Source organism: Amycolatopsis methanolica 239, assembly GCF_000739085.1.
Lineage (GTDB): Bacteria > Actinomycetota > Actinomycetes > Mycobacteriales > Pseudonocardiaceae > Amycolatopsis_E > Amycolatopsis_E methanolica.
In genome coordinates this window covers 1,769,519-1,787,567 of record NZ_CP009110.1, presented here as the reverse complement: position 1 = coordinate 1,787,567, position 18,049 = coordinate 1,769,519, and the positions used below count along the sequence as shown (strand labels likewise).

Sequence of the window (18,049 nt, the reverse complement as noted above, 5' to 3'; positions counted from 1 at the left end):
ATGGCGCCGGGAGGCCAGGTGGACGAGGACGAAGCGACTGAACCGCGCAGGCGGCCCAGCCGCCGCTCGGTGCTGATCGCCGGCGCTTCGGGCCTGGGTATCGCCGCGGTCGCCGCCGGGACGGCGACCGGGGTGCTGCCGGTGAGCGAGGCGCTGCAGCGGGCGTTGGGTGTGGCGTCGTCGTCGCCCGCGTCGCAGATCGGGGTCGCGAAGGTCGAGCGGGTGTGGTCGCGGTACCGGAACCGGATGGTCGACCTGGTCATCCTGCTGCCGTCGAAGTCGCCGTCCCGGAACCTGCCGGTGTCGCTGCTGCTGCACGGCCTGCACGGGCGGGCGCGAACGGCGGCGCCGACCGGGACGCTCGCCGAGCTGGCCAGCCAGGTCGCCCGCAAGCGGGTCCAGCCGTACGGTTTCGTCGCGGTCGACGGCGGCGACAACTACTGGCACGAAAACGTTCCCGGCGACGATCCAATGGGCATGCTGCTGGAGGAGGTGCCGCAGTGGCTGCGGGAACGCGGCCTCGGCGGCGTGGACGGGATGCCGTTCGCCTGCACCGGCATGTCGATGGGCGGTTTCGGGGCCCTGCTGTACGCCCGCCGCCGGGCCGAGCGCCGCCAGCCGGTGGGTGCGCTGGCCCTGCTGGCGCCGGCGCTCATCCTGTCGTGGACGGAGATGGCGAAGCGACACGCCTTCCACGACGAAGCCGACTGGGCGTCGATGGACCCGCTACGCCACCTCGAGGCGACGGCCGGCATCCCGACCGCACTGTGGTGCGGCACGGAAGACGCGTTCATCCACGGCGCCCGGCGCTTCATCGCGGCGGTACGCCCCGAAATCGGCTACACCGCACGAGGCAAGCACGGCGACTCGTTCAACCGCACGGTGGTGCCGAGCATGGTGAGCTTCCTAGGCCGGCACCACCCAAGCGCGTAGCGCCGGGTCTTTGAACAAACCCAAGGTAGCTGGGTGGTCATCCCGTCGCCTGACACGGCGAAGGGCCCGCCCTGCGGGCGGAAAAGCGCCTCACGCCGCGGGAAAGGTCACCTTACGACCTCTCCCGCCCCCGATGCCTGATTGTGTTTCAGCCGCCGAGCAGGCGTGTCAAGGCGGGAAAGAGTGCCTTGACACGCCTGATCGGCGACCAAAGATCGGCTGTCGATCGGGGGGAGGTCTGGTTGGGGTAGTCGGTGTCGTTGCGTTGCCGGCTTGCGTTTGCGGGGTGCGGGTCGTTGCTGGGTCAGCTGACCCAGCGGCCCACCACGGACAGCAGCCACAGGCCAATGAGCGTCGCCGCGAAGAGGAGGCTTGACCAGCGCAACAGGGGGCGGTAGTCGCCGTCTGCGGCGCGTACCCGGCGGAGCGCGTAGAACCCGACGCCGAGCACCGGGAGCGGGATCAGGGGCAGCGCCGACAGCCGCACGGGGGCGGCCACCACGCACGCCACCGTCATCAGCCCGAGCAGCACCAGCATGACCTTGTGCAGGATCGGGCTGCCCAGGTACGGCGCGACCACCCGGAAGGTCAGGTCGCTGATGCCACGCACGTCGTCCCGCCCCTCCGGAACGACGGTGTCCCCGGCCCCCTCGGCCGGAGCGGTGCGCTCGCCGGCACCTGAACGGGGACCAGCCCCCTCCACGCTCATCCGGCTAGCTTAGCGAGCGTGGAGGAGCCGCCTTCACGCAGATCAGGCCGTTTTCTCGCCACGTTCGCTGCTGCGCCGCCGGGACGGCTGACGCGACACGATCGTGGGGTTGACGTTCTCGCGGACCGTCTGCTCAGTGATGACGACCTTGGCGACGTCGGTGCGGCTCGGGATGTCGTACATCACCGGCTGCAGCACCTCCTCCATGATCGCGCGCAGGCCGCGGGCGCCGGTGCCGCGCAGGACCGCCTGGTCGGCGATGGCTTCAAGCGCCGTCTTGGTGAACTCCAGCTCGACGTTGTCCATCTCGAAGAGCTTCTTGTACTGCTTCACCAGGGCGTTGCGCGGCTCCGTGAGGATCCGGACCAGCGAGTGCTTGTCCAGGTGCGTCACGTTCGCCACGACCGGGAGACGGCCGATGAACTCCGGGATCAGCCCGAACTTGATCAGGTCCTCGGGCATCGTGTCGGAGAAGACGTCGCTCTCCTCGATCTCGGCCTTCGTGCGGATCTCGGCGCCGAAACCGAGGCCGCGCTTGCCGACCCGCTCGTTGATGATCTTCTCCAGGCCCGCGAACGCGCCCGCCACGATGAACAACACGTTCGTGGTGTCGATCTGGATGAACTCCTGGTGCGGGTGCTTACGCCCGCCCTGCGGGGGCACCGACGCCGTCGTGCCTTCCAGGATCTTCAACAGCGCCTGCTGCACACCCTCACCGGACACGTCCCGCGTGATCGACGGGTTCTCCGACTTTCGGGCGATCTTGTCGACCTCGTCGATGTAGATGATGCCCGTCTCGGCGCGCTTGACGTCGTAGTCCGCGGCCTGGATCAGCTTCAGCAGGATGTTCTCGACGTCCTCGCCGACGTACCCGGCCTCGGTGAGCGCCGTGGCGTCCGCGATCGCGAACGGCACGTTCAGCATCTTGGCCAGCGTCTGCGCGAGGTAGGTCTTGCCGCAACCGGTGGGCCCGAGCAGCAGGATGTTCGACTTCGCCAGCTCGACCGGCTCGTCCTTGGCGTCCTTCGGACTGGTCTTGTCCTCGGACTGGATGCGCTTGTAGTGGTTGTACACCGCCACGGCGAGCGTCCGCTTCGCGTCGCTCTGGCCGATGATGTACTGGTCGAGGAACTCGTGGATGTCGAGCGGCTTGGGCAGCTCGTCGAGCTTGACGTCGCCGGCCTCGGCCAGCTCCTCCTCGATGATCTCGTTGCACAGGTCGATGCACTCATCGCAGATGTAGACGCCAGGTCCGGCGATGAGCTTCTTCACCTGTTTCTGGCTCTTCCCGCAGAAAGAACACTTCAGCAGGTCCCCGCCGTCGCCGATCCGTGCCATGACCGTTGACCTGTTCCCCTCCGGTGCGCCTGCCGGCGCACCTGATCGTGTTCCTGCCCTCGCCGCCGAGCCAGCGGGAAAAATGGCCGCTGCTCCTAGACGGTACCCGCCCGGAGCGCCGCGCGGGAGGACCAACGGGCGCCGGGCGCCCCGAGACCCTAAACCGGGGGCCGGGGCGCGCCGGGTAGGACACGCACCGGCCGGGTCAGAGTCCCGGGGCCGGGCCTCAGCCGATCTGCGACGCCTTGCGGTACGGCAGCACCTCGTCGACGATGCCGTACTCCTTGGCCTGCTCGGCGGTCAGGATCTTGTCGCGCTCGATGTCCGCCCGCACCTCTTCGGCGCTCTTGCTCGTGTGCTTGGCCAGCGTGGTCTCCATCAGGCGGCGCACCCGCTGGATCTCGTTGGCCTGGATCTCCAGGTCCGAGACCTGCCCGTAGGTGCCCTCGGTGGCCGGCTGGTGGATCAGCACGCGGGCGTTGGGCAGCGCGAGGCGCTTGCCCTTGGTGCCCGCCGCCAGCAGGACCGCGGCCGCGGAGGCGGCCTGGCCCAGCGCGACGGTCTGGATGTCCGGGCGCACGAACTGCATGGTGTCGTAGATCGCCATCAGCGAGGTGAACGAGCCACCCGGCGAGTTGATGTAGATCGTGATGTCGCGGTCCGGGTCCTCGTGCTCGAGGTGCAGCAGCTGGGCCATCACGTCGTTGGCCGACGCGTCGTCCACCTGCACACCCAGGAAGATGACCCGCTCCTGGTACAGCTTGCTGTACGGGTTCATCACCCGCTCGCCGTAAGTGCCCCGCTCGATGAAGTCGGGCAGGATGTACCGGGACTGCGGAAGCTGGAAGTTGTTCATGAGAGCTTTCTCCTCGTCAGGCCCGGTCAGCGGCTGCCGTTGCTGGACGGGAGCTGGTTCTCCCTGGAGAGGACGTGGTCGACGAAGCCGTACTCCCGCGCCTCTTCGGCGGTGAACCAGCGGTCCCGGTCGCCGTCCCGGATGATCTGCTCGACCGACTGACCGGTCTGCTCGGCGGTGATCCGGGCCAGCTCCTGCTTCCACTTGCCGAAGACCTCGGCCTGGATCGCGATGTCGGACGCGGTGCCACCGACACCGGCCGACGGCTGGTGCATCAGGATGCGCGCGTGCGGGAGCGAGTAGCGCTTCCCGGGGGCGCCCGAGGACAGCAGGAACTGTCCCATCGAGGCGGCCAGGCCCATCGCGTAGGTCGCCACGTCCGGCTCGATGAGCTGCATCGTGTCGTAGATGGCGAACCCGGCGGTCACCGAGCCGCCCGGCGAGTTGATGTAGAAGCGGATGTCCGACTCGGAGTCCTCCGCGGACAGCAGCAGGAGCTGCGCGGTGATCCGGTTCGCCACCTCGTCGTTGACCTCGGAGCCGAGGACGACGATGCGCTCCTGGAGCAGCCGCTCGTACACCGAGTCGGTCAGATTGAGGCCCGCGGTCGAGCTGCGAGCCTCTGCCTTGTGCTGCGTCACGTCTGCCTGCCTTTTCACCGCTGTGGCCCTCCCGGAGGGAGATCCACTGTGCACTGTCGAAGATGCTGAGATCTTGTAACCGACCCTAACGAACTCGGGCGGCCCGGCATGCCCGGTACCGCCCAAGTTCGCTGACAGCTTTATTTCTCGGAAGCAGCCGCGGGTTCCTCGGTGACCTCGGTCTCAGTGGCGGCCGCGGGGGCCTCGTCCTCGTCGCCGCCGAAGAGGTCGCTCAGGTCGATCTCGGCGCCGGAGGCGTCGGTGACCGTCGCCTTGCGCACGATCGACGCCAGCGCCTTGCCGCGGCGCACGTCGGCGAAGATCGCGGACAGCTGGCCCGACTGCTGGGCCCGCTGCACGTACTCGTCCGGGCTGATGCCGAAGCGCTGGGCCTGGTAGATGATCCGCTCGGTCAGCTCGGCGTCACCCACCTGGACCTCCTCCGCGTCGGCGACGCTGTCCAGCAGCAGCTGGGTGCGCACCGCCTTCTCGGCCTCGGTCTGCAGCTCGGCGTGGAACTCCTCCAGGGTCTTGCCCTGGGTCTCCAGCACCTTGGCGAGGTTCTCCTCGCTGTGGTCCAGGTCGTGGATCGCGTCGTGCTTGCGGTTCTCGACCTCGGCCTCGACGACCTTCTCCGGCAGCGGGACGTCGACGGACTCCAGCAGCTCGTCCAGGATCTTGTCGCGCGCCTGCACGCCCTGCTGGACCTTCTTCATCTTGGCCAGGCGCTCGCGCAGGTCGGCCTTCAGCTCGTCGATGGTGTCGAACTCGCTCGCCAGCTGGGCGAACTCGTCGTCGGCCTCGGGGAGCTCGCGCTCCTTGACGCTCCGCACGGTCACCGACACCTCGGCGTCGCGGCCGGCGTACGCACCCGCCACCAGCTTGGTGGTGAAGGTCTTGGTCTCGCCCTCGTTCGCGCCGATGATGGCCTCGTCGATGCCGTCGACCAGCTGGCCGGAGCCGATCTCGTAGGACAGGCCGCTGGTGGCCGCCTCCTCGACCTCCTGGCCGTCGACCGTGGCCGACAGGTCGATCGACACGAAGTCGCCGTCCTGGGCCGGGCGCTCGACGCCCTTCAGGGTGCCGAAGCGGGCCCGGAGGTTGTCCAGCTCGGCGTCGACCTCCTCGTCGGTGACCTCGACGTCGTCGACGCTGACCGACAGGCCGCTGAAGTCGGGGAGGGTGATCTCCGGGCGGATGTCCACCTCGGCGGTGAACTCCAGCACCTCACGGTCCTCGAGCTTGGTGACCTCGAAGTCCGGCTGGCCGAGGGTGCGCACCTCGCCGGCCCGCACCGCCTCCAGGTACTTCGCCGGGATGGCCTCGTTGACGACCTCATCGAGCACCGGCGCGCGGCCGATCCGGCTCTCCAGTACGCGAGCGGGCACCTTGCCGGGGCGGAAGCCCGGGATGCGGACCTGCTGGGCGATCTTGGAGTAGGCGCGGTCGAAGTTCGGTTTGAGTTCGTCGAACGGCACCTCGACATTGATCTTGACTCGCGTCGGGCTGAGCTGCTCGACGGTGCTCTTCAACGTGTTCTCCTCGAGCCGTGAAAACCTGGTTTTCGGGTGGTAGCCGACAAGCGGGCACGGCTGTGCCCAAAGGCCGAGTCTAGGCCAGCGACCCGACAGCACCGGCCCGGCCCTGCCTGCCAGGCGGTGAGGTACGGGCGCATGCTCTCCGTTTACATTTGCGGACGCCTTGTCTACCGTCTTGGTCCTGCCGTCCCGCCGTCCCCAGGAGCCCGGTCCGTGACAGCCGATGCCCAGGTCCAGGGCGTTCCGCAGGTCGTGGCGGAACCCCCGACACGCCTGCCGATGGTGGTGGTGCCGACCGTCGCGCTCGTCGCCTGCGGGCTGGGTCTGTGGAGCTGGGCGACCCTGCTCGCCCTGGTCTGGCACTCACCGGCGTGGGTGACCGTGCCGCTGCACACGCTCGCCGTGGTCGCCCTCTTCACCGTGCTGCACGAGGCCGCGCACCACGCCGCGGGCAGCCTCACGTGGGTGAACGGGGCGCTCGGCCGCGTGACGGTGCCGTTCGTGTCCCCGTTCGGCGGGTTCCCCGCGGCCAGGTACGTGCACCTCACCCAGCACCGGTCCGGGTCGCCGGAGCACCTCACGCCGTGGAACACGCGCGGCCCGGCGTGGACGCTGCCGCTGCGCTGGGCCTCTGTCGACCTCTGGTACGCGTGGCGCTACCTGTCCACGCCGGGGCGGCCGACCGCGGAGAGCGCCGAGATGCTCGGGATGCTCGTGTTCCTGCCGTGCGTGCTCGCGGCCGTTGTAGGCACCGGGCACGGGTGGGAACTGGCGGTCGTCTACCTGGTGCCGCAGCGGCTCGCGCTCGCGCTGGTGTCGTGGTGCCACGACTGGCGCCCGCGGCAGCGGCCGACCGGATACCACCGGATGCACGCCGAGCGGCCCGGCCGTCCGTTCTACCGCTACACCGCGATCCCACTGCCGCGGTCTCCGGAGCCCCCGGCGCCAGCCGCCGAGGCGCCGTCGGAGTTCCACCCGCTGACCGTCACCGGCGTGCGCGCGCTGACCGGCGAGGCCGTCGCGGTCACCCTCGCCGTGTCGGACGGGCTGCGCGAGGTGTTCCGGTTCGCGCCGGGACAGCACCTCGTGCTGCGGGCCGAGATCGATGGCGAGCCGGTGGAGCGCAGCTACGCGATCTGCGCGTGCCCGGACGAGCCGGAGCTGCGGGTGGCCGTCAAGCGGGTGCCGGGTGGCCGGTTCTCCGGGTACGCCATGGGGTTGCGGCTCGGCGACCGGGTGCTGGCGCGGCCGCCGTCCGGGACGTTCACGCTGCGCTCGGAACCGCGGCACGTGGTGGCCGTCGCGGCGGGGTCGGGGATCGCGCCGGTGCTGCCGGTCGTGGTGCACCTGCTGGAGAAGTCGCCCCGCAGCAGGGTGACGCTGCTGTACGTGAACCGGTCCGGGAACGACACGCTGTTCGCCGACGAGCTGTCGGAGTACGCGCGCCGCTTCGAAGGACGGCTGCGGGTGACGCACTACCGGACCGACGAGCGCGACCCGAGCCTGCGGTACGCGCGCGGGACGCGGCCGTTCGACAGCATCGGCCAGGCGCTGGCGATCTCGTACGAGCGGTACCTGCCGGGCGGGCTGGACCCGGGCCGCATCCGCGGGCTGTTGGAGGCGCGCCTGCACCCGTCGAAGGTGGACGAGTGGCTGCTGTGCGCACCGCCCGAGGTCGCCGGGCCGGTGCGGTCGGCGCTGGCGGAGCACGCCGTGCCGGACGAGGCCGTGCACGTGGTGCACTTCCACCGGCCCTGACCGTCATTCGCACAGCGTCCGGACGGACTCCAGCTCACCACGCACGACCGAAGCCTGCTCCGCGACGACGGCCTCCGGCGTGCCCTCCGGGAAGAACATCGTGAACTCGAACTGCTCGGCCCGCTGAGCGCCGCCGAGCAGCGCTCGTTCCGCGCGATGCTGGCCCGCGTGGCGGAGGGCGCCTAACCGTGGCTCCCTGAAGGCTGGGGCAGGAGAATCTCGCATGAGCGTTCACACCGTGGCAAACGGCGGCATTTACGACGCCTTTCCCGGCTATCGATTGCCGACCGAGCAGAGATCGACCGCGCCTTGCAAACCGCTCTGGTCGTTGTTGACGCCAACGTCTTGTTGAACCTCTACCGGTACACTTAGTCGACCCGCGATGATCTGCTGGGACTCCTGGACAAGCTCGGCGACCGGTTGTGGGCGCCCCATCAGGTACTCCACGAGTTCTGGCGCAACCGCCTCAACGTCCTCGCGAGCCGGGACATCGCGGCCAACCAGGCGCTCAATGCCCTGGCGAAGCAACGGCGCGCGCGGAAGCTGCGCTGTCGCAGTGGGCAAAAGTTACAGCCATCGACGGTTCGGCACACGAACTGTTGATCGAGAAGGTTCGCGGCCTGCACGACGATCTCGAAGACCAGATCCGGTCGCACACTCCTGCGTCCGGCGAGCCAGGGCCCGTCGTTGGCGCCGAACCATTGCTGACCGATCTGGAGCGGCTCCCGCACAAAGCCGGGTCGCTCGTCCGGCGTGCGGGACCAGTCCGGGTGGCACCTCGGGCTCCCGGCCGGGCGGCACCGGGTAGCCCCACGGGTCCCGGTCCAGCAGTTCGGGCAACAGCTCGGTGCACAGGCCCCGGCCGTCGCACGCGGTCCAGTCGATGTGCAGGCGCACGACCATCTCCTCGCGACACATTTTCCGCGCGCGTGGCGCGCGATCTCGTCGGCGAACATCCGCAGCGTGCTGCGCACGAAGCGCGCCGTCCCGTCCGGGTGGTGGCACGCGCCCCGCCCCTCCAAGTAGTCCCCGATCCCCGCCGCCGTCTGCAATCCGCAGTCCGCGGCGCCGAGCGCGACCACCACCCCGGCGCCCAGCGAGCCGGCCGCGGCCCTGGACAGCGGGACGTCGGGCGCCATCCACGCCCCGTGGTAGCCGCCCACCAGCACCACCCGCAGTGGACCCGCTCCCCCGGCCTTGTCCAGCAGCACCGGCAGCGGCGTGCCGAACGGCACCTCGTACACGCCCGGCGAACGCACCGCGCCCCCGACGGTCACGAGGAACGTGCCCGGCTCGTCGGCCGTGCCGCGCGACCGGAACCACTCCGAGCCGTACCGCAGGATCTGCGCCACGTGGGCCAGCGTCTCCACGTTCTGCACCAGGTATCCACTGCGGACAGCCGGGCGCAGCCGGTCGGCGGGCACCGCGCGGCGGCCCTCGACCGCGGCGATCACCGCGGACTCCTGACCGGCGAGGAAGGTCTCCGGCGCGACGACGACCCGGACCGGCCGCGCGTCCCACTCCTGCCGCTCGGCCAGCGCGGTCCGCACCGCCATCGCGCTGCGGGGCGAGACGTAGCAGCACACCGCACGCGCGCCGACCGCCTCCGCGACCAGCTGCAACCCGTCCAGGACGAGGTGCGGCACCACGCTGAGCAGGGTGTGGTCCTTGCGGCTGGCCGGTTCGCCCTCGGCGCCGTTCGCGATCACCACCCCGTCGGGTTTCATCCCGGACAGCTTGCGCGCCGCCGGGAACCCCGCGCCGCCGCGACCGGTCAGCCCGGCCGCCGCCAGGTCCGGGGCGGCCGCTTCGAGCACGGTCATGACACCAGTTCCTTCCGTGTGAACCGCCACCCCGCCGCGCCGAGCACCGCGGCCACGCACACGGCCGCGCCCGCGAGGAACCACGCGCTGAACGCGTCGGTGCCGGTGCCCAGCGAGTGCGCCACAGCGACCGGCCACATCGCGTAGGCCAGCCAGTGCACCGCGCGCCACGTCCGCCTGCCCAGCCCGCTGCCGCAGCAGGCTCGTGACGACCAGCGCGACTAGCAGGTCCAGCGCGACGGTGCCCAGCCCCTGCCAGAACGGCCGGTAGTCGCCCCCGAACGGCACGACGAGGTCGAAGATCCGCAGCTGCGCGCACGGGTCGAACAACAGGAGCCCGACGTGCAGCGCGAGGAACACCACCGACAGCAGGCTCGCGTTGCGGTGCACCTCGGTGACCGCGAACCGCGGCAGCCCGGCCACCGGTTCGCCGCGCCGGGTCAGGATCCCCAGCACGACGCTGACCGTGACCAGCACCAGCGCCACCACCCCGCTGCCACGCCCGAAGTCCCACAGCGCGTCGGTGCTCATGCCGGCCGGCCGCCCGGCGTCGTCGGCGCGGACGAGCGCCGCGGTGGTGCAGGTGTTCGCGTCGACGCAGCGGTCGGCGACCACTGTGGCACTGCGCCAGATCCGCTCGACCGGCTGGCAGGTACGCGGGTCGAGGACGTGGTGCAGCAGCCGCCCGCCACGCAGCCAGCTGCGGCTGCGCGTGCTGGACGTCGCCATCGCCGCGCCGGAGGCAGCACCACCGTGCACGCCGGGTCGTCCGGCTGGTCCTGCACGTGGACGCGCCACCCGCCGGGCGGCGCGGCACCCGCGGTCGCCAGGTCGCCGCCCAGTTCGACGAGCACGCCGGTGCCGAGCCGGCCCGCCGCGTGCCGCGCGGCGCGGTCGGCGGCCAGCGCCTTCGCGGTCGCGCCCAGGTCGACGCGGACACCCGGCGGGATGAGCAACCGCCGTCTCGCCAACCGGATCCGTTGCCAGCCGCGCGGGCCGCACCCGAACCGGCACGGCCGGACCTTCCGCGGGCAACGGCAGCGAGCGGTCGTAGCCGAGCTGCGCGAGCGCCTCGCCGAGCGTCGGGTCGACGTCACCGCCGGTGCGGCGCGCGGCCTCCAGCGCGGCGCCCATCAGCTCGGCCAGCAGCTCGCTGACCTCGACCTCCTCCCCCGCAGCCTCGACCGCGGTCAGTTCGGACGGCCGGAACCGGCTGCACGCCCGCTCGACCTCGTCCAGTTCGCTCTCGACCACGAACCGGGCCTCGGCCAGCGCCGCCGGATCGGTGACGACCACCCGGGCGGTCGTGCTCCACACCGGCCACTCGGCCACCGTCGCGTCGTGGACCAGCGTCATCACGAACCTCCCAACTGCGCGTGCGCCTGCCCGCTGCCCTGCGACAGGTCCCCGCCGCTGAACCCGGGCACCGTCGCCCTGTCCGATGTGGACTCCGAAGTCCCCGCCGTCACCGTCGCCGACGCCTCGTGCGCCGTGCCCGCGACCGCGGTCACCCCGGCGACTCCCGCGACGGCGAGGCCGACCGTCAGCCCGCCCGCCGCGCACCGCTCTCCCGCGCGTCCACGTCAGTTCGCCCCCGAGTCCGAGGTGCCGACGTCGCGGCGCGGCATCACGCCCTGCTGGCCGCCGCCCGGGCCGCCCGCGCCCGCCTGGGCAGTGCCCTCGGTCAGCGTGTCGGCGGTCGCGGTGTCGCCGGACACCGAGGCCACGACCGTGACGGTGTCGCCGGTGGCGATGCTGCTGAGGTCGGCGTTGTCGCCGACCGCGGTGTCACTGTCGATCGTGTAGGTCCTGGTGTAGCCGTCGTCGCTCTTGGCGGTCAGCGACGTCGCGCTGACCTCGGTGACGGTGCCGATCTGCATCAGCACGGTGGTGTAGCCGCCGTTGCCGTCGGCGACGACGTACTCGCCGTGCAGCGCGTTGACCATCGCGCTCGACGAACCGCCGCCGGGCATCCCCATGCCGCCGCCCGGCCCGCCCTGGCTCATCGCCGAGGAGTCGGTCGAGCCGCTCGCCGCGTAGATCGCCACCCCACCCGCGCTCGCGACGCCGACCGCGATGGCGACCGCGGCGACGGTCTTGCGCGCGGACCACTTCCGCGGCGGCTGCCGGGCGCCCCATTCCTGGGACTGCGGGACGGATGAAGGATTCCTGTGCCGACGGACACAGCCGCCTCACAAGGACGGCACAAGCACCACACACGAATCCGACGGATCGTCGTGGCATGAACCTGCCCCACCCTGCCCACCGGCGGGCCGGGACGCGACCGCGGCGCGTCCGCCCGCTGCGGACCAAGCTGATCGCGGCGCTCGTCGCGCTGCTCGCCGTCGTGTGCCTGGTGGTGGGCGTGATCAGCGAGTTCGCGCTGATCAGGTTCCTCACCCAGCAGGTCGACACGCAGGTGCGGGACGCGGTCGAGCGGACCCGGCACTTCGACGGGCCCACCGGGGACGATCCGCTGCACATCCCGGGCACCGCGGAGGGCACGCTGTACGCGCAGCTGTCCGGCGGCCGGGTGCTCGAAGCGGCCACCCTCGCCCCCATCCCCGGCTCGCCCGAGAACGAGGCTCAGGCGCTGCCTGCCGCCGACGCCGCGGCGCTGCTGGCGGCCCCGGTCGACGGCCACGCCCACACGATCTCGCTGTCCGGCGGCGACTACCGGGTCATCGCGACGATCGACGCCGGGATCGTGCTGGTCCTCGGCCTGCCCATGAACCAGGCCGAGGACACGCTGCTGACCGTCGGGATCATCCTCGCCGCGGTCGCCGCGATCGCCATGCTGGGCGCGGGGTTCGTCGGCGCGTTTGTCGTGCGCCGCACGCTTCGCCCGCTCGACCGCGTGGCCGCGGCGGCGTCCAAGGTCACCGAGCTGCCGCTGGACCGCCGTGACGTCGCGTTATCGGTGCGCGTCCCGGTCACCGACACCGATCCGTCCACCGAAGTCGGTCAGGTCGGCTACGCGCTGAACCGGATGCTCGTGCACATCGACAACGCGCTCGACGCCCGCGCGAACAGCGAGGTGCGGGTGCGCCAGTTCGTCGCCGACGCCAGCCACGAGCTGCGCACCCCGCTCGCCGCGATCCGCGGGTACGCCGAGCTGACCCGGCGCAGCGGCGGCCGGGTGCCGCCCGAGATCGCGCACGCGATGAGCCGCGTCGAATCCGAGGCCGACCGCATGACGACGCTGGTCGACGACCTGCTGCTGCTCGCCCGGCTGGACGCGGGCCGCCCGCTCGACGCCGGCGAGGTCGACCTGACCCGCCTGGTCGCCGACGCCGTCGGCGACGCGCACATCACCGGGCCCGGGCACCGGTGGCGGCTCGAACTGCCGCCCGACCCGGTCGTGGTGACCGGCGACGCGCAGCGCCTGCACCAGGTGCTCGGCAACCTGCTCGCCAACGGCCGCACGCACACCCCGCCCGGCACGACGGTGACCACGCGGCTGGCCGTGTCGGCGGACGGCAACGCGGTCCTGACCGTCACCGACGACGGCCCCGGCATCGCACCCGCCCTGCTGCCGCACGTCTTCGAACGCTTCGCGCGCGGCGACTCGTCGCGGTCCCGCGCGGCAGGCAGCACCGGGCTCGGCATGGCCATCGTCGCCGCGGTGGTGCACGCGCACCACGGCACGGTCGGCGTGCACAGCAGACCCGGCCGCACCGAGTTCGAGGTGCGGCTGCCGCGCACAGGTTCCGCACAGGAACGCCACAACGACGGCCAAGCTCGTGCGGTCACAGTGAACTCATGACGGCCCTCGCCGAGCGCGGCTCCGCGCCCTCGACCCCCGAACCACCCGCCACCTCGGATCCGCACCGGCCGGTGTGGGTGCGCCCGGCGCTGGGCGGGCTGCTGATCGCCACCGCGGTGCTGTACCTGTGGGGGCTGGGCGCGTCCGGCTGGGCCAACGCGTTCTACTCGGCCGCCGCGCAGGCCGGCGGGGAGAGCTGGCAGGCGTGGTTCTTCGGCTCCAGCGACGCGGCGAACGCGATCACCGTCGACAAGACACCCGCCGCCCTGTGGGTCATGGGCCTGTCGGTGCGGCTGTTCGGGCTCAGCTCGTGGAGCATCCTCGTGCCGCAGGCGCTGATGGGCGTCGGCTCGGTGTGGGCGCTGTTCGCCACCGTGCGCCGCGTTTCCGGGCCGACGGCGGGTCTGCTGGCCGGCGCGGTGCTCGCGCTGACCCCGGTGGCCGCGCTGATGTTCCGCTTCAACAACCCGGACGCGCTGCTGGTCCTGCTGCTCGTGCTCGGCGCGTACTGCGTGGTGCGGGCGCTGGAAAAGGCGTCCCCGAAGTGGCTCGCGCTGGCCGGGGTCGCGGCCGGGTTCGGCTTCCTGGCGAAGATGCTGCAGGCCTTCCTGGTGCTCCCGGCGTTCGCGATCGCCTACCTCGTCGCCGCGCCCACGTCGGTGGGCAAGCGCCTGCTGCACCTGCTCGGCGCGCTGGGCGCGATGATCGTCTCGGCAGGCTGGTACCTCGCGGTCGTCGAGCTGTGGCCTGCGGACTCGCGGCCGTTCATCGGCGGCTCGCAGAGCAACAGCATCCTCGAACTGACCCTCGGCTACAACGGCGTCGGCCGGATCACCGGCGACGAGGTCGGCAGCCTCGGCGGCGCCCAGAGCGGCGGCAGCTGGGCGCGGCTGTTCGGCAGCGAGATGGCGGGCGGGATCGCCTGGCTGCTGCCCGCGGGGGCGATCACGCTCGGCGCGCTCGCGTGGCTGACCTGGCGCGCCCCGCGCACCGACCGGACGCGTGCCGCGACGATCCTGTGGGGCGGCTGGCTGGTCGTCACCGCCGGCGTGTTCAGCTTCATGAGCGGGATCATCCACCCCTACTACACGGTCGCGCTGGCCCCGGCGGTCGCCACGCTCGTCGGCACCGGCGCGGTCCGGTTGTGGCGGGCGCGGGCGCACCCGATCGCGTCCGGGCTGTTGTCCAGCGGTGTCGTGCTCACCGCGCTGACCGCGTACCTGTTGCTGACGCGGGAATCCACCTGGCTGCCCTGGCTGAAGTACGTGGTGCTGCTGCTCGGGCTGGCCGCCGCGGTGCTGCTCCTGGTGTCCGACCGGCTGCCGCGCTCCGGCGCCCACGGGGTCGCGGCGCTGGCCCTGATCGCCTCGCTGCTCGGCTCCGGCGCGTACACGGTGGCGACCGCGGCCACGCCGCACTCCGGCGCGATCCCCTCGGCCGGGCCGAGCAGCGGCGGGTTCGGCGGCTTCGGCGGCCAGGGCGGACCGCCCGATGGTGGTCGGGGCGGCGGGATGCGCGGCGGCGTCGGCAGCCTGCTCACCACCACGACACCGAGCGCCGAGATGACCGCGCTGCTGCAGGCCGACGCGGAGAACTACACATGGGTCGCGGCCACCGTCGGCTCCAACCCGGCGGCGAGCTACCAGCTGGCGTCCGGTTTCCCGGTGCTGGCGCTCGGCGGGTTCAACGGCACCGACCCGTCCCCGACGCTGGCGCAGTTCCAGCAGTACGTGGCGGACGGCCGGATCCACTACTTCGTCGGCGAGCCCACCGAGATCAACAGCACCGGCGGCAGCGACGCGGCCGAGGAGATCGCCGAGTGGGTGGCCGCGAGCTTCACGGCGACCACTGTGGACGGTGTGACCGTGTACGACCTGACTTCCTAGTCACCACAAGGCTTCTTCAAAGTCCGGGCACAGCACGCGGCGCGACCGTGGAGGCATGACAGTCACAATCCCCGCGGCCGGCCCCGGCACCACCCGCATCGACACCCGGACAGCCAACCCGGTCCTCGATGTCGTCATCCCGGCCTGCAACGAAGAAACCGACCTGGAGCCGTGCGTCCGCCGGCTACACGCCCACCTGGCCGCCACCCTCCCCTACCGCTTCCGCATCACCGTCGCCGACAACGCGAGCACCGACACCACCCTGCAGGTGGCCGAGCGCCTCGCCCGCGAGTTCGCCGAGGTCGAGGTGCGCCACCTGGACCTCAAGGACCGCGGGCGGGCGCTGAACGCCGTATGGTCCACTTCGGACGCTCCGGTCGTGGCCTACATGGACGTCGACCTGTCGACCGACCTGGCCGCGCTGGGGCCGCTGGTCGCCCCGCTGATCTCCGGGCACTCGGATGTCGCGATCGGCGCGCGGCTCGCGGTGGAGCACCTGGTTTCGCTGGGCCGCCGCCGCATCGCGACGGTCGCCGGCCCGCAGGACCAGACCGCGGCGGTCCACCGGCTGTCCGGATGGCGCAAGACCCTGGCCGACGCGGGGCTGGAGTCGTCTGGCCTGGCGGAGGAGGCGGACTTCACGCTGGACGGCGGCCGCGAGGCGATGGACCGGCTGCTCGCGCGCGAACCGGAGCTGGACGCGGTCTTCGTGGCGAGCGACGTGATGGCCGCGGGGGTGCTGCAGTCACTGGGCGCCGCGGGCCGTCGCGTGCCCGCCGACGTGGCGGTCGTGGGTTTCGACGACCACCCGGCGCTGGCCACCGCGATGAACCCGCCGCTGACCACCGTGCACCTGGACCCGGCCGCGCAGGTGCGCCAGATGGTCGCCACACTGACCGCCCTGCTGGCCGGTGAACCGATCCGCCCGCGGCGGCAGGTGCTGCCGGTGTCACTGAAGCTACGGGAGTCGGCCTAGGTCTTGTCCACTCAGGACCGGGCCGGGCCGAGCAGAGCCGCGACGGCGGCGGCCGCCTTGGCCGCGTCGGGTTCCTCCCCGACGATCAGATCGGCGTAGATGAACGACTCCGCGATGCGGGTCATCACGTACGCCGTGTCGCGCACGGGCAGCGGCAGCCGCAGACCGGAATCGGCCTCTTCGGCCTGGAGCAGCCCTTCGAACAGCGCGATCACGCGGGTCTGGTGCACACCGGCCCGGGTGGTGAGCAGCCGCAACGCGCGGTCGCGCTCCCGGCGGAGGTAGGCCCGGAAGAACCCGGCGTCGATGATGGCACCGCTGAAGGCGTGGAACACCGAGACGACCCGGGCCACCCCGGTCCCCTCGGCGCCGCGGACGGCCCCCTGCCAGGTCGGCAGACACAGCGACCAGATCACCTCGGACAGCAACTCGTCGCGGTTGCCCACCCAGCGGAACAGGGTCGCCCGGTCTACCCCGAGTTCCGCGGCCAGCGCCCCCATGTCGACCCGCTCACCGGCGAGGAAGGTGCGGCGCGCCGCCCGCAGAGCCTGGCGCGGCCCGGCGTGGCGGCTCTCGTGTCCCGCGTAGAGCTCGCGGGACAGCCTGGTGAACGGCTCCCGGCGCGCGGACTCCACCGCCGCGTCCGACGCCAGCCTGCTCCAGGACACGTCTGTGCTCACACCGGCACTCTACGGCGAGGGGACACGGTCTGCAACATTTCTGAATGTGTTGCACCGACGCCGGCGCACGGTTATCGTTCCCCACACCCCAAGTGGATCCGATGTGGACAGAAAGGCAGCAACGATGCGCCTTCACCGTGTTCTCGTGGCGGCAGCCCTGATCGCCGTAGCCGTCGCCGTGCCGGCCCCCGCGGTCGCCGCACCGTCCTTCGCGCCGGTGGACCGCCCCGGACCGGAGCTCACCGTGCCCGCCGCGGAGCTGGCGAAGAGCATCACCTGCACGGCGAACGCCGCCGCGGCGACCGAAGACGTGGTGCTCTTCGTGCCCGGCACGACCCTGACCCCCCAGCAGGACTTCGGCTGGAACTGGTTCCGGGCGCTGGACCAGCTCGGCAGGCCCTACTGCGCGGTGACCCTGCCGGACCAGGCGATGTCCGACGCCCAGATCTCCGCCGAGTACGTGGTCAACGCGATCCGGCACGTGCACCGGATCAGCGGACGCCAGGTCGACGTCGTCGGCCACAGCCAGGGCGGCACCGAACCCCGCTTCGCGCTGCGGTTCTGGCCCGACCTGCGCCCGATGGTCGACGACTACGTCGGACTCGGGGCGACCAACCACGGCAGCGTCGTGATCAACGCGATGTGCCCGCCGGTCCTCGGGTGCGCACCCGCGCTGTGGCAGCAGACGCTGAACTCGGCCTACACCAGGGCGATGAACTCCGGTCAGGAAACCTTCCCGGGTATCTCCTACACGGCGGTCTACACCCGCACCGACGAGTTCGTCCAGCCCAACCTCGACGACAGCGGCACCACCAGCCTCCGCGGCGGGGGCGGGCGGATCACCAACGTGGCCGTCCAGGACGTGTGCCCGGCGAACGTGGCCGGGGAGCACCTCGCCGTCGGCACCTACGACCCGACGGCGTACGCGATCGCCATGGACGCCCTGACGCATCCCGGTCCGGCCGACCCCGCACGCGTGCCCCGCGAAACGTGCGGACAGCTGTTCATGCCCGGAGTCGATCCGGTGCGGTTCGCGACCGACTACGCGGCGCTGACGGGTGTGATCGCCGAGCAGCTCGCCCTGCACGGCCGGGTGCAGGCGGAGCCGCCGCTCAAGCCGTACGTCTTCGCCACCCGCTGACGCG

General features: G+C 71.6%; 16 protein-coding genes and 3 pseudogenes. 7 read left to right on the top strand and 12 right to left on the bottom strand.

Translation table 11 applies throughout. The features are described from left to right. The gene (locus AMETH_RS08715; RefSeq protein ID WP_017987690.1) at window positions 1-933 is read left to right on the top strand and encodes an alpha/beta hydrolase; all 933 of its coding nucleotides are present in this window, start codon (window positions 1-3) and stop codon (window positions 931-933) included. 304 nt (window positions 934-1,237) lie between these two features. Here the strand turns inward: AMETH_RS08715 and AMETH_RS08710 are convergent, their stop codons facing one another. The 5 genes from AMETH_RS08710 to tig form a co-directional block, all read right to left on the bottom strand. After that, entirely contained in the window at window positions 1,238-1,642 is a 405-nt protein-coding gene (locus AMETH_RS08710; protein WP_026153939.1) for a hypothetical protein, read from the bottom strand. A gap of 42 nt (window positions 1,643-1,684) precedes the next feature. After that, on the bottom strand, window positions 1,685-2,980 hold the full coding sequence (gene clpX / locus AMETH_RS08705) for an ATP-dependent Clp protease ATP-binding subunit ClpX (protein ID WP_017987688.1): 1,296 nt from the start codon (window positions 2,978-2,980) through the stop codon (window positions 1,685-1,687). Between the two features lie 226 nt (window positions 2,981-3,206). After that, window positions 3,207-3,836: an ATP-dependent Clp protease proteolytic subunit gene (locus AMETH_RS08700; RefSeq protein ID WP_017987687.1), complete on the bottom strand. Its 630-nt coding sequence runs from the start codon at window positions 3,834-3,836 to the stop codon at window positions 3,207-3,209. A 26-nt stretch (window positions 3,837-3,862) separates the two neighbouring features. Next, a complete protein-coding gene (locus AMETH_RS08695) occupies window positions 3,863-4,477 on the bottom strand; it encodes a ClpP family protease (RefSeq protein WP_017987686.1) in 615 nt (204 codons plus the stop codon). Window positions 4,478-4,617: 140 nt separating this feature from the next. After that, window positions 4,618-6,009, bottom strand: coding sequence for a trigger factor (tig, locus tag AMETH_RS08690; protein ID WP_017987685.1), 1,392 nt, complete (start codon window positions 6,007-6,009; stop codon window positions 4,618-4,620). A gap of 219 nt (window positions 6,010-6,228) precedes the next feature. On the opposite strand from tig, the gene AMETH_RS08685 reads away from it, so the two are divergent. Further along, window positions 6,229-7,773, top strand: coding sequence for an FAD-binding oxidoreductase (locus AMETH_RS08685; RefSeq protein ID WP_017987684.1), 1,545 nt, complete (start codon window positions 6,229-6,231; stop codon window positions 7,771-7,773). A gap of 420 nt (window positions 7,774-8,193) precedes the next feature. Continuing rightward, the gene (locus tag AMETH_RS42460) at window positions 8,194-8,376 is read left to right on the top strand and encodes a PIN-like domain-containing protein (protein ID WP_364142430.1); all 183 of its coding nucleotides are present in this window, start codon (window positions 8,194-8,196) and stop codon (window positions 8,374-8,376) included. On the opposite strand, the gene AMETH_RS42455 is transcribed toward AMETH_RS42460, so the two are convergent. The 6 genes and pseudogenes from AMETH_RS42455 to AMETH_RS08670 all read right to left on the bottom strand — a co-directional run bounded on the left by AMETH_RS42455 (window position 8,341) and on the right by AMETH_RS08670 (window position 11,644). Next, window positions 8,341-8,676 carry a ferredoxin gene (locus tag AMETH_RS42455; protein ID WP_223843187.1) on the bottom strand — a complete coding sequence of 112 codons (336 nt, stop codon included), beginning with the start codon at window positions 8,674-8,676 and terminating at the stop codon, window positions 8,341-8,343. The genes AMETH_RS42460 and AMETH_RS42455 overlap by 36 nt on opposite strands. Before the next feature lie 293 nt (window positions 8,677-8,969). Then, window positions 8,970-10,325, bottom strand: a pseudogene (locus AMETH_RS42450) (FAD:protein FMN transferase); the annotation flags it as partial. Window positions 10,326-10,420: 95 nt separating this feature from the next. Further along, window positions 10,421-10,693: pseudogene (locus tag AMETH_RS42445) on the bottom strand (FAD:protein FMN transferase); the annotation flags it as partial. Continuing rightward, window positions 10,644-10,952, bottom strand: a pseudogene (locus AMETH_RS42440) (FAD:protein FMN transferase); the annotation flags it as partial. The pseudogenes AMETH_RS42445 and AMETH_RS42440, both read right to left, overlap by 50 nt. Next, entirely contained in the window at window positions 10,952-11,107 is a 156-nt protein-coding gene (locus AMETH_RS37805) for a hypothetical protein (RefSeq protein WP_017987682.1), read from the bottom strand. The gene AMETH_RS37805 and the pseudogene AMETH_RS42440, both read right to left, overlap by 1 nt. 72 nt (window positions 11,108-11,179) lie before the next feature. Continuing rightward, window positions 11,180-11,644: a hypothetical protein gene (locus AMETH_RS08670; protein WP_017987681.1), complete on the bottom strand. Its 465-nt coding sequence runs from the start codon at window positions 11,642-11,644 to the stop codon at window positions 11,180-11,182. Between the two features lie 194 nt (window positions 11,645-11,838). Here AMETH_RS08670 and AMETH_RS08665 point away from each other — a divergent pair, with 194 nt between their 5' ends. Genes AMETH_RS08665 through AMETH_RS39760 form a run of 3 tightly spaced genes read left to right on the top strand, consistent with a single transcriptional unit; the run spans window position 11,839 to window position 16,224 of the window. Further along, window positions 11,839-13,362 carry a sensor histidine kinase gene (locus AMETH_RS08665; RefSeq protein WP_017987680.1) on the top strand — a complete coding sequence of 508 codons (1,524 nt, stop codon included), beginning with the start codon at window positions 11,839-11,841 and terminating at the stop codon, window positions 13,360-13,362. Next, the gene (locus tag AMETH_RS08660) at window positions 13,359-15,248 is read left to right on the top strand and encodes an ArnT family glycosyltransferase (protein ID WP_017987679.1); all 1,890 of its coding nucleotides are present in this window, start codon (window positions 13,359-13,361) and stop codon (window positions 15,246-15,248) included. The genes AMETH_RS08665 and AMETH_RS08660 overlap by 4 nt, the downstream gene beginning before the upstream one ends. A 55-nt stretch (window positions 15,249-15,303) precedes the next feature. Next, complete coding sequence (locus tag AMETH_RS39760; protein ID WP_017987678.1) at window positions 15,304-16,224, top strand: substrate-binding domain-containing protein; 921 nt, start codon at window positions 15,304-15,306, stop codon at window positions 16,222-16,224. A gap of 11 nt (window positions 16,225-16,235) precedes the next feature. Here the strand turns inward: AMETH_RS39760 and AMETH_RS08645 are convergent, their stop codons facing one another. Further along, window positions 16,236-16,904, bottom strand: a complete 669-nt coding sequence (locus tag AMETH_RS08645) for a QsdR family transcriptional regulator (RefSeq protein WP_223843085.1) — start codon at window positions 16,902-16,904, stop codon at window positions 16,236-16,238. A 145-nt stretch (window positions 16,905-17,049) separates the two neighbouring features. On the opposite strand from AMETH_RS08645, the gene AMETH_RS08640 reads away from it, so the two are divergent. Further along, window positions 17,050-18,045: an esterase/lipase family protein gene (locus AMETH_RS08640; protein ID WP_017987676.1), complete on the top strand. Its 996-nt coding sequence runs from the start codon at window positions 17,050-17,052 to the stop codon at window positions 18,043-18,045. The last annotated feature ends 4 nt before the right edge of the window (window positions 18,046-18,049 follow it).

Bases quoted from the DNA above. Each gene is read 5' to 3' on its own strand.
- AMETH_RS08715 (WP_017987690.1), top strand. From the start codon at position 1: ATGGCGCCGGGAGGCCAGGTGGACGAGGACGAAGCGACTGAACCGCGC.
- AMETH_RS08665 (WP_017987680.1), top strand. From the start codon at position 11,839: ATGAACCTGCCCCACCCTGCCCACCGGCGGGCCGGGACGCGACCGCGG.
- AMETH_RS42455 (WP_223843187.1), bottom strand. From the start codon at position 8,676: ATGGTCGTGCGCCTGCACATCGACTGGACCGCGTGCGACGGCCGGGGC.
- AMETH_RS08700 (WP_017987687.1), bottom strand. From the start codon at position 3,836: ATGAACAACTTCCAGCTTCCGCAGTCCCGGTACATCCTGCCCGACTTC.
- AMETH_RS39760 (WP_017987678.1), top strand. From the start codon at position 15,304: ATGACAGTCACAATCCCCGCGGCCGGCCCCGGCACCACCCGCATCGAC.
- clpX (WP_017987688.1), bottom strand. From the start codon at position 2,980: ATGGCACGGATCGGCGACGGCGGGGACCTGCTGAAGTGTTCTTTCTGC.
- AMETH_RS08660 (WP_017987679.1), top strand. From the start codon at position 13,359: ATGACGGCCCTCGCCGAGCGCGGCTCCGCGCCCTCGACCCCCGAACCA.
- AMETH_RS08710 (WP_026153939.1), bottom strand. From the start codon at position 1,642: ATGAGCGTGGAGGGGGCTGGTCCCCGTTCAGGTGCCGGCGAGCGCACC.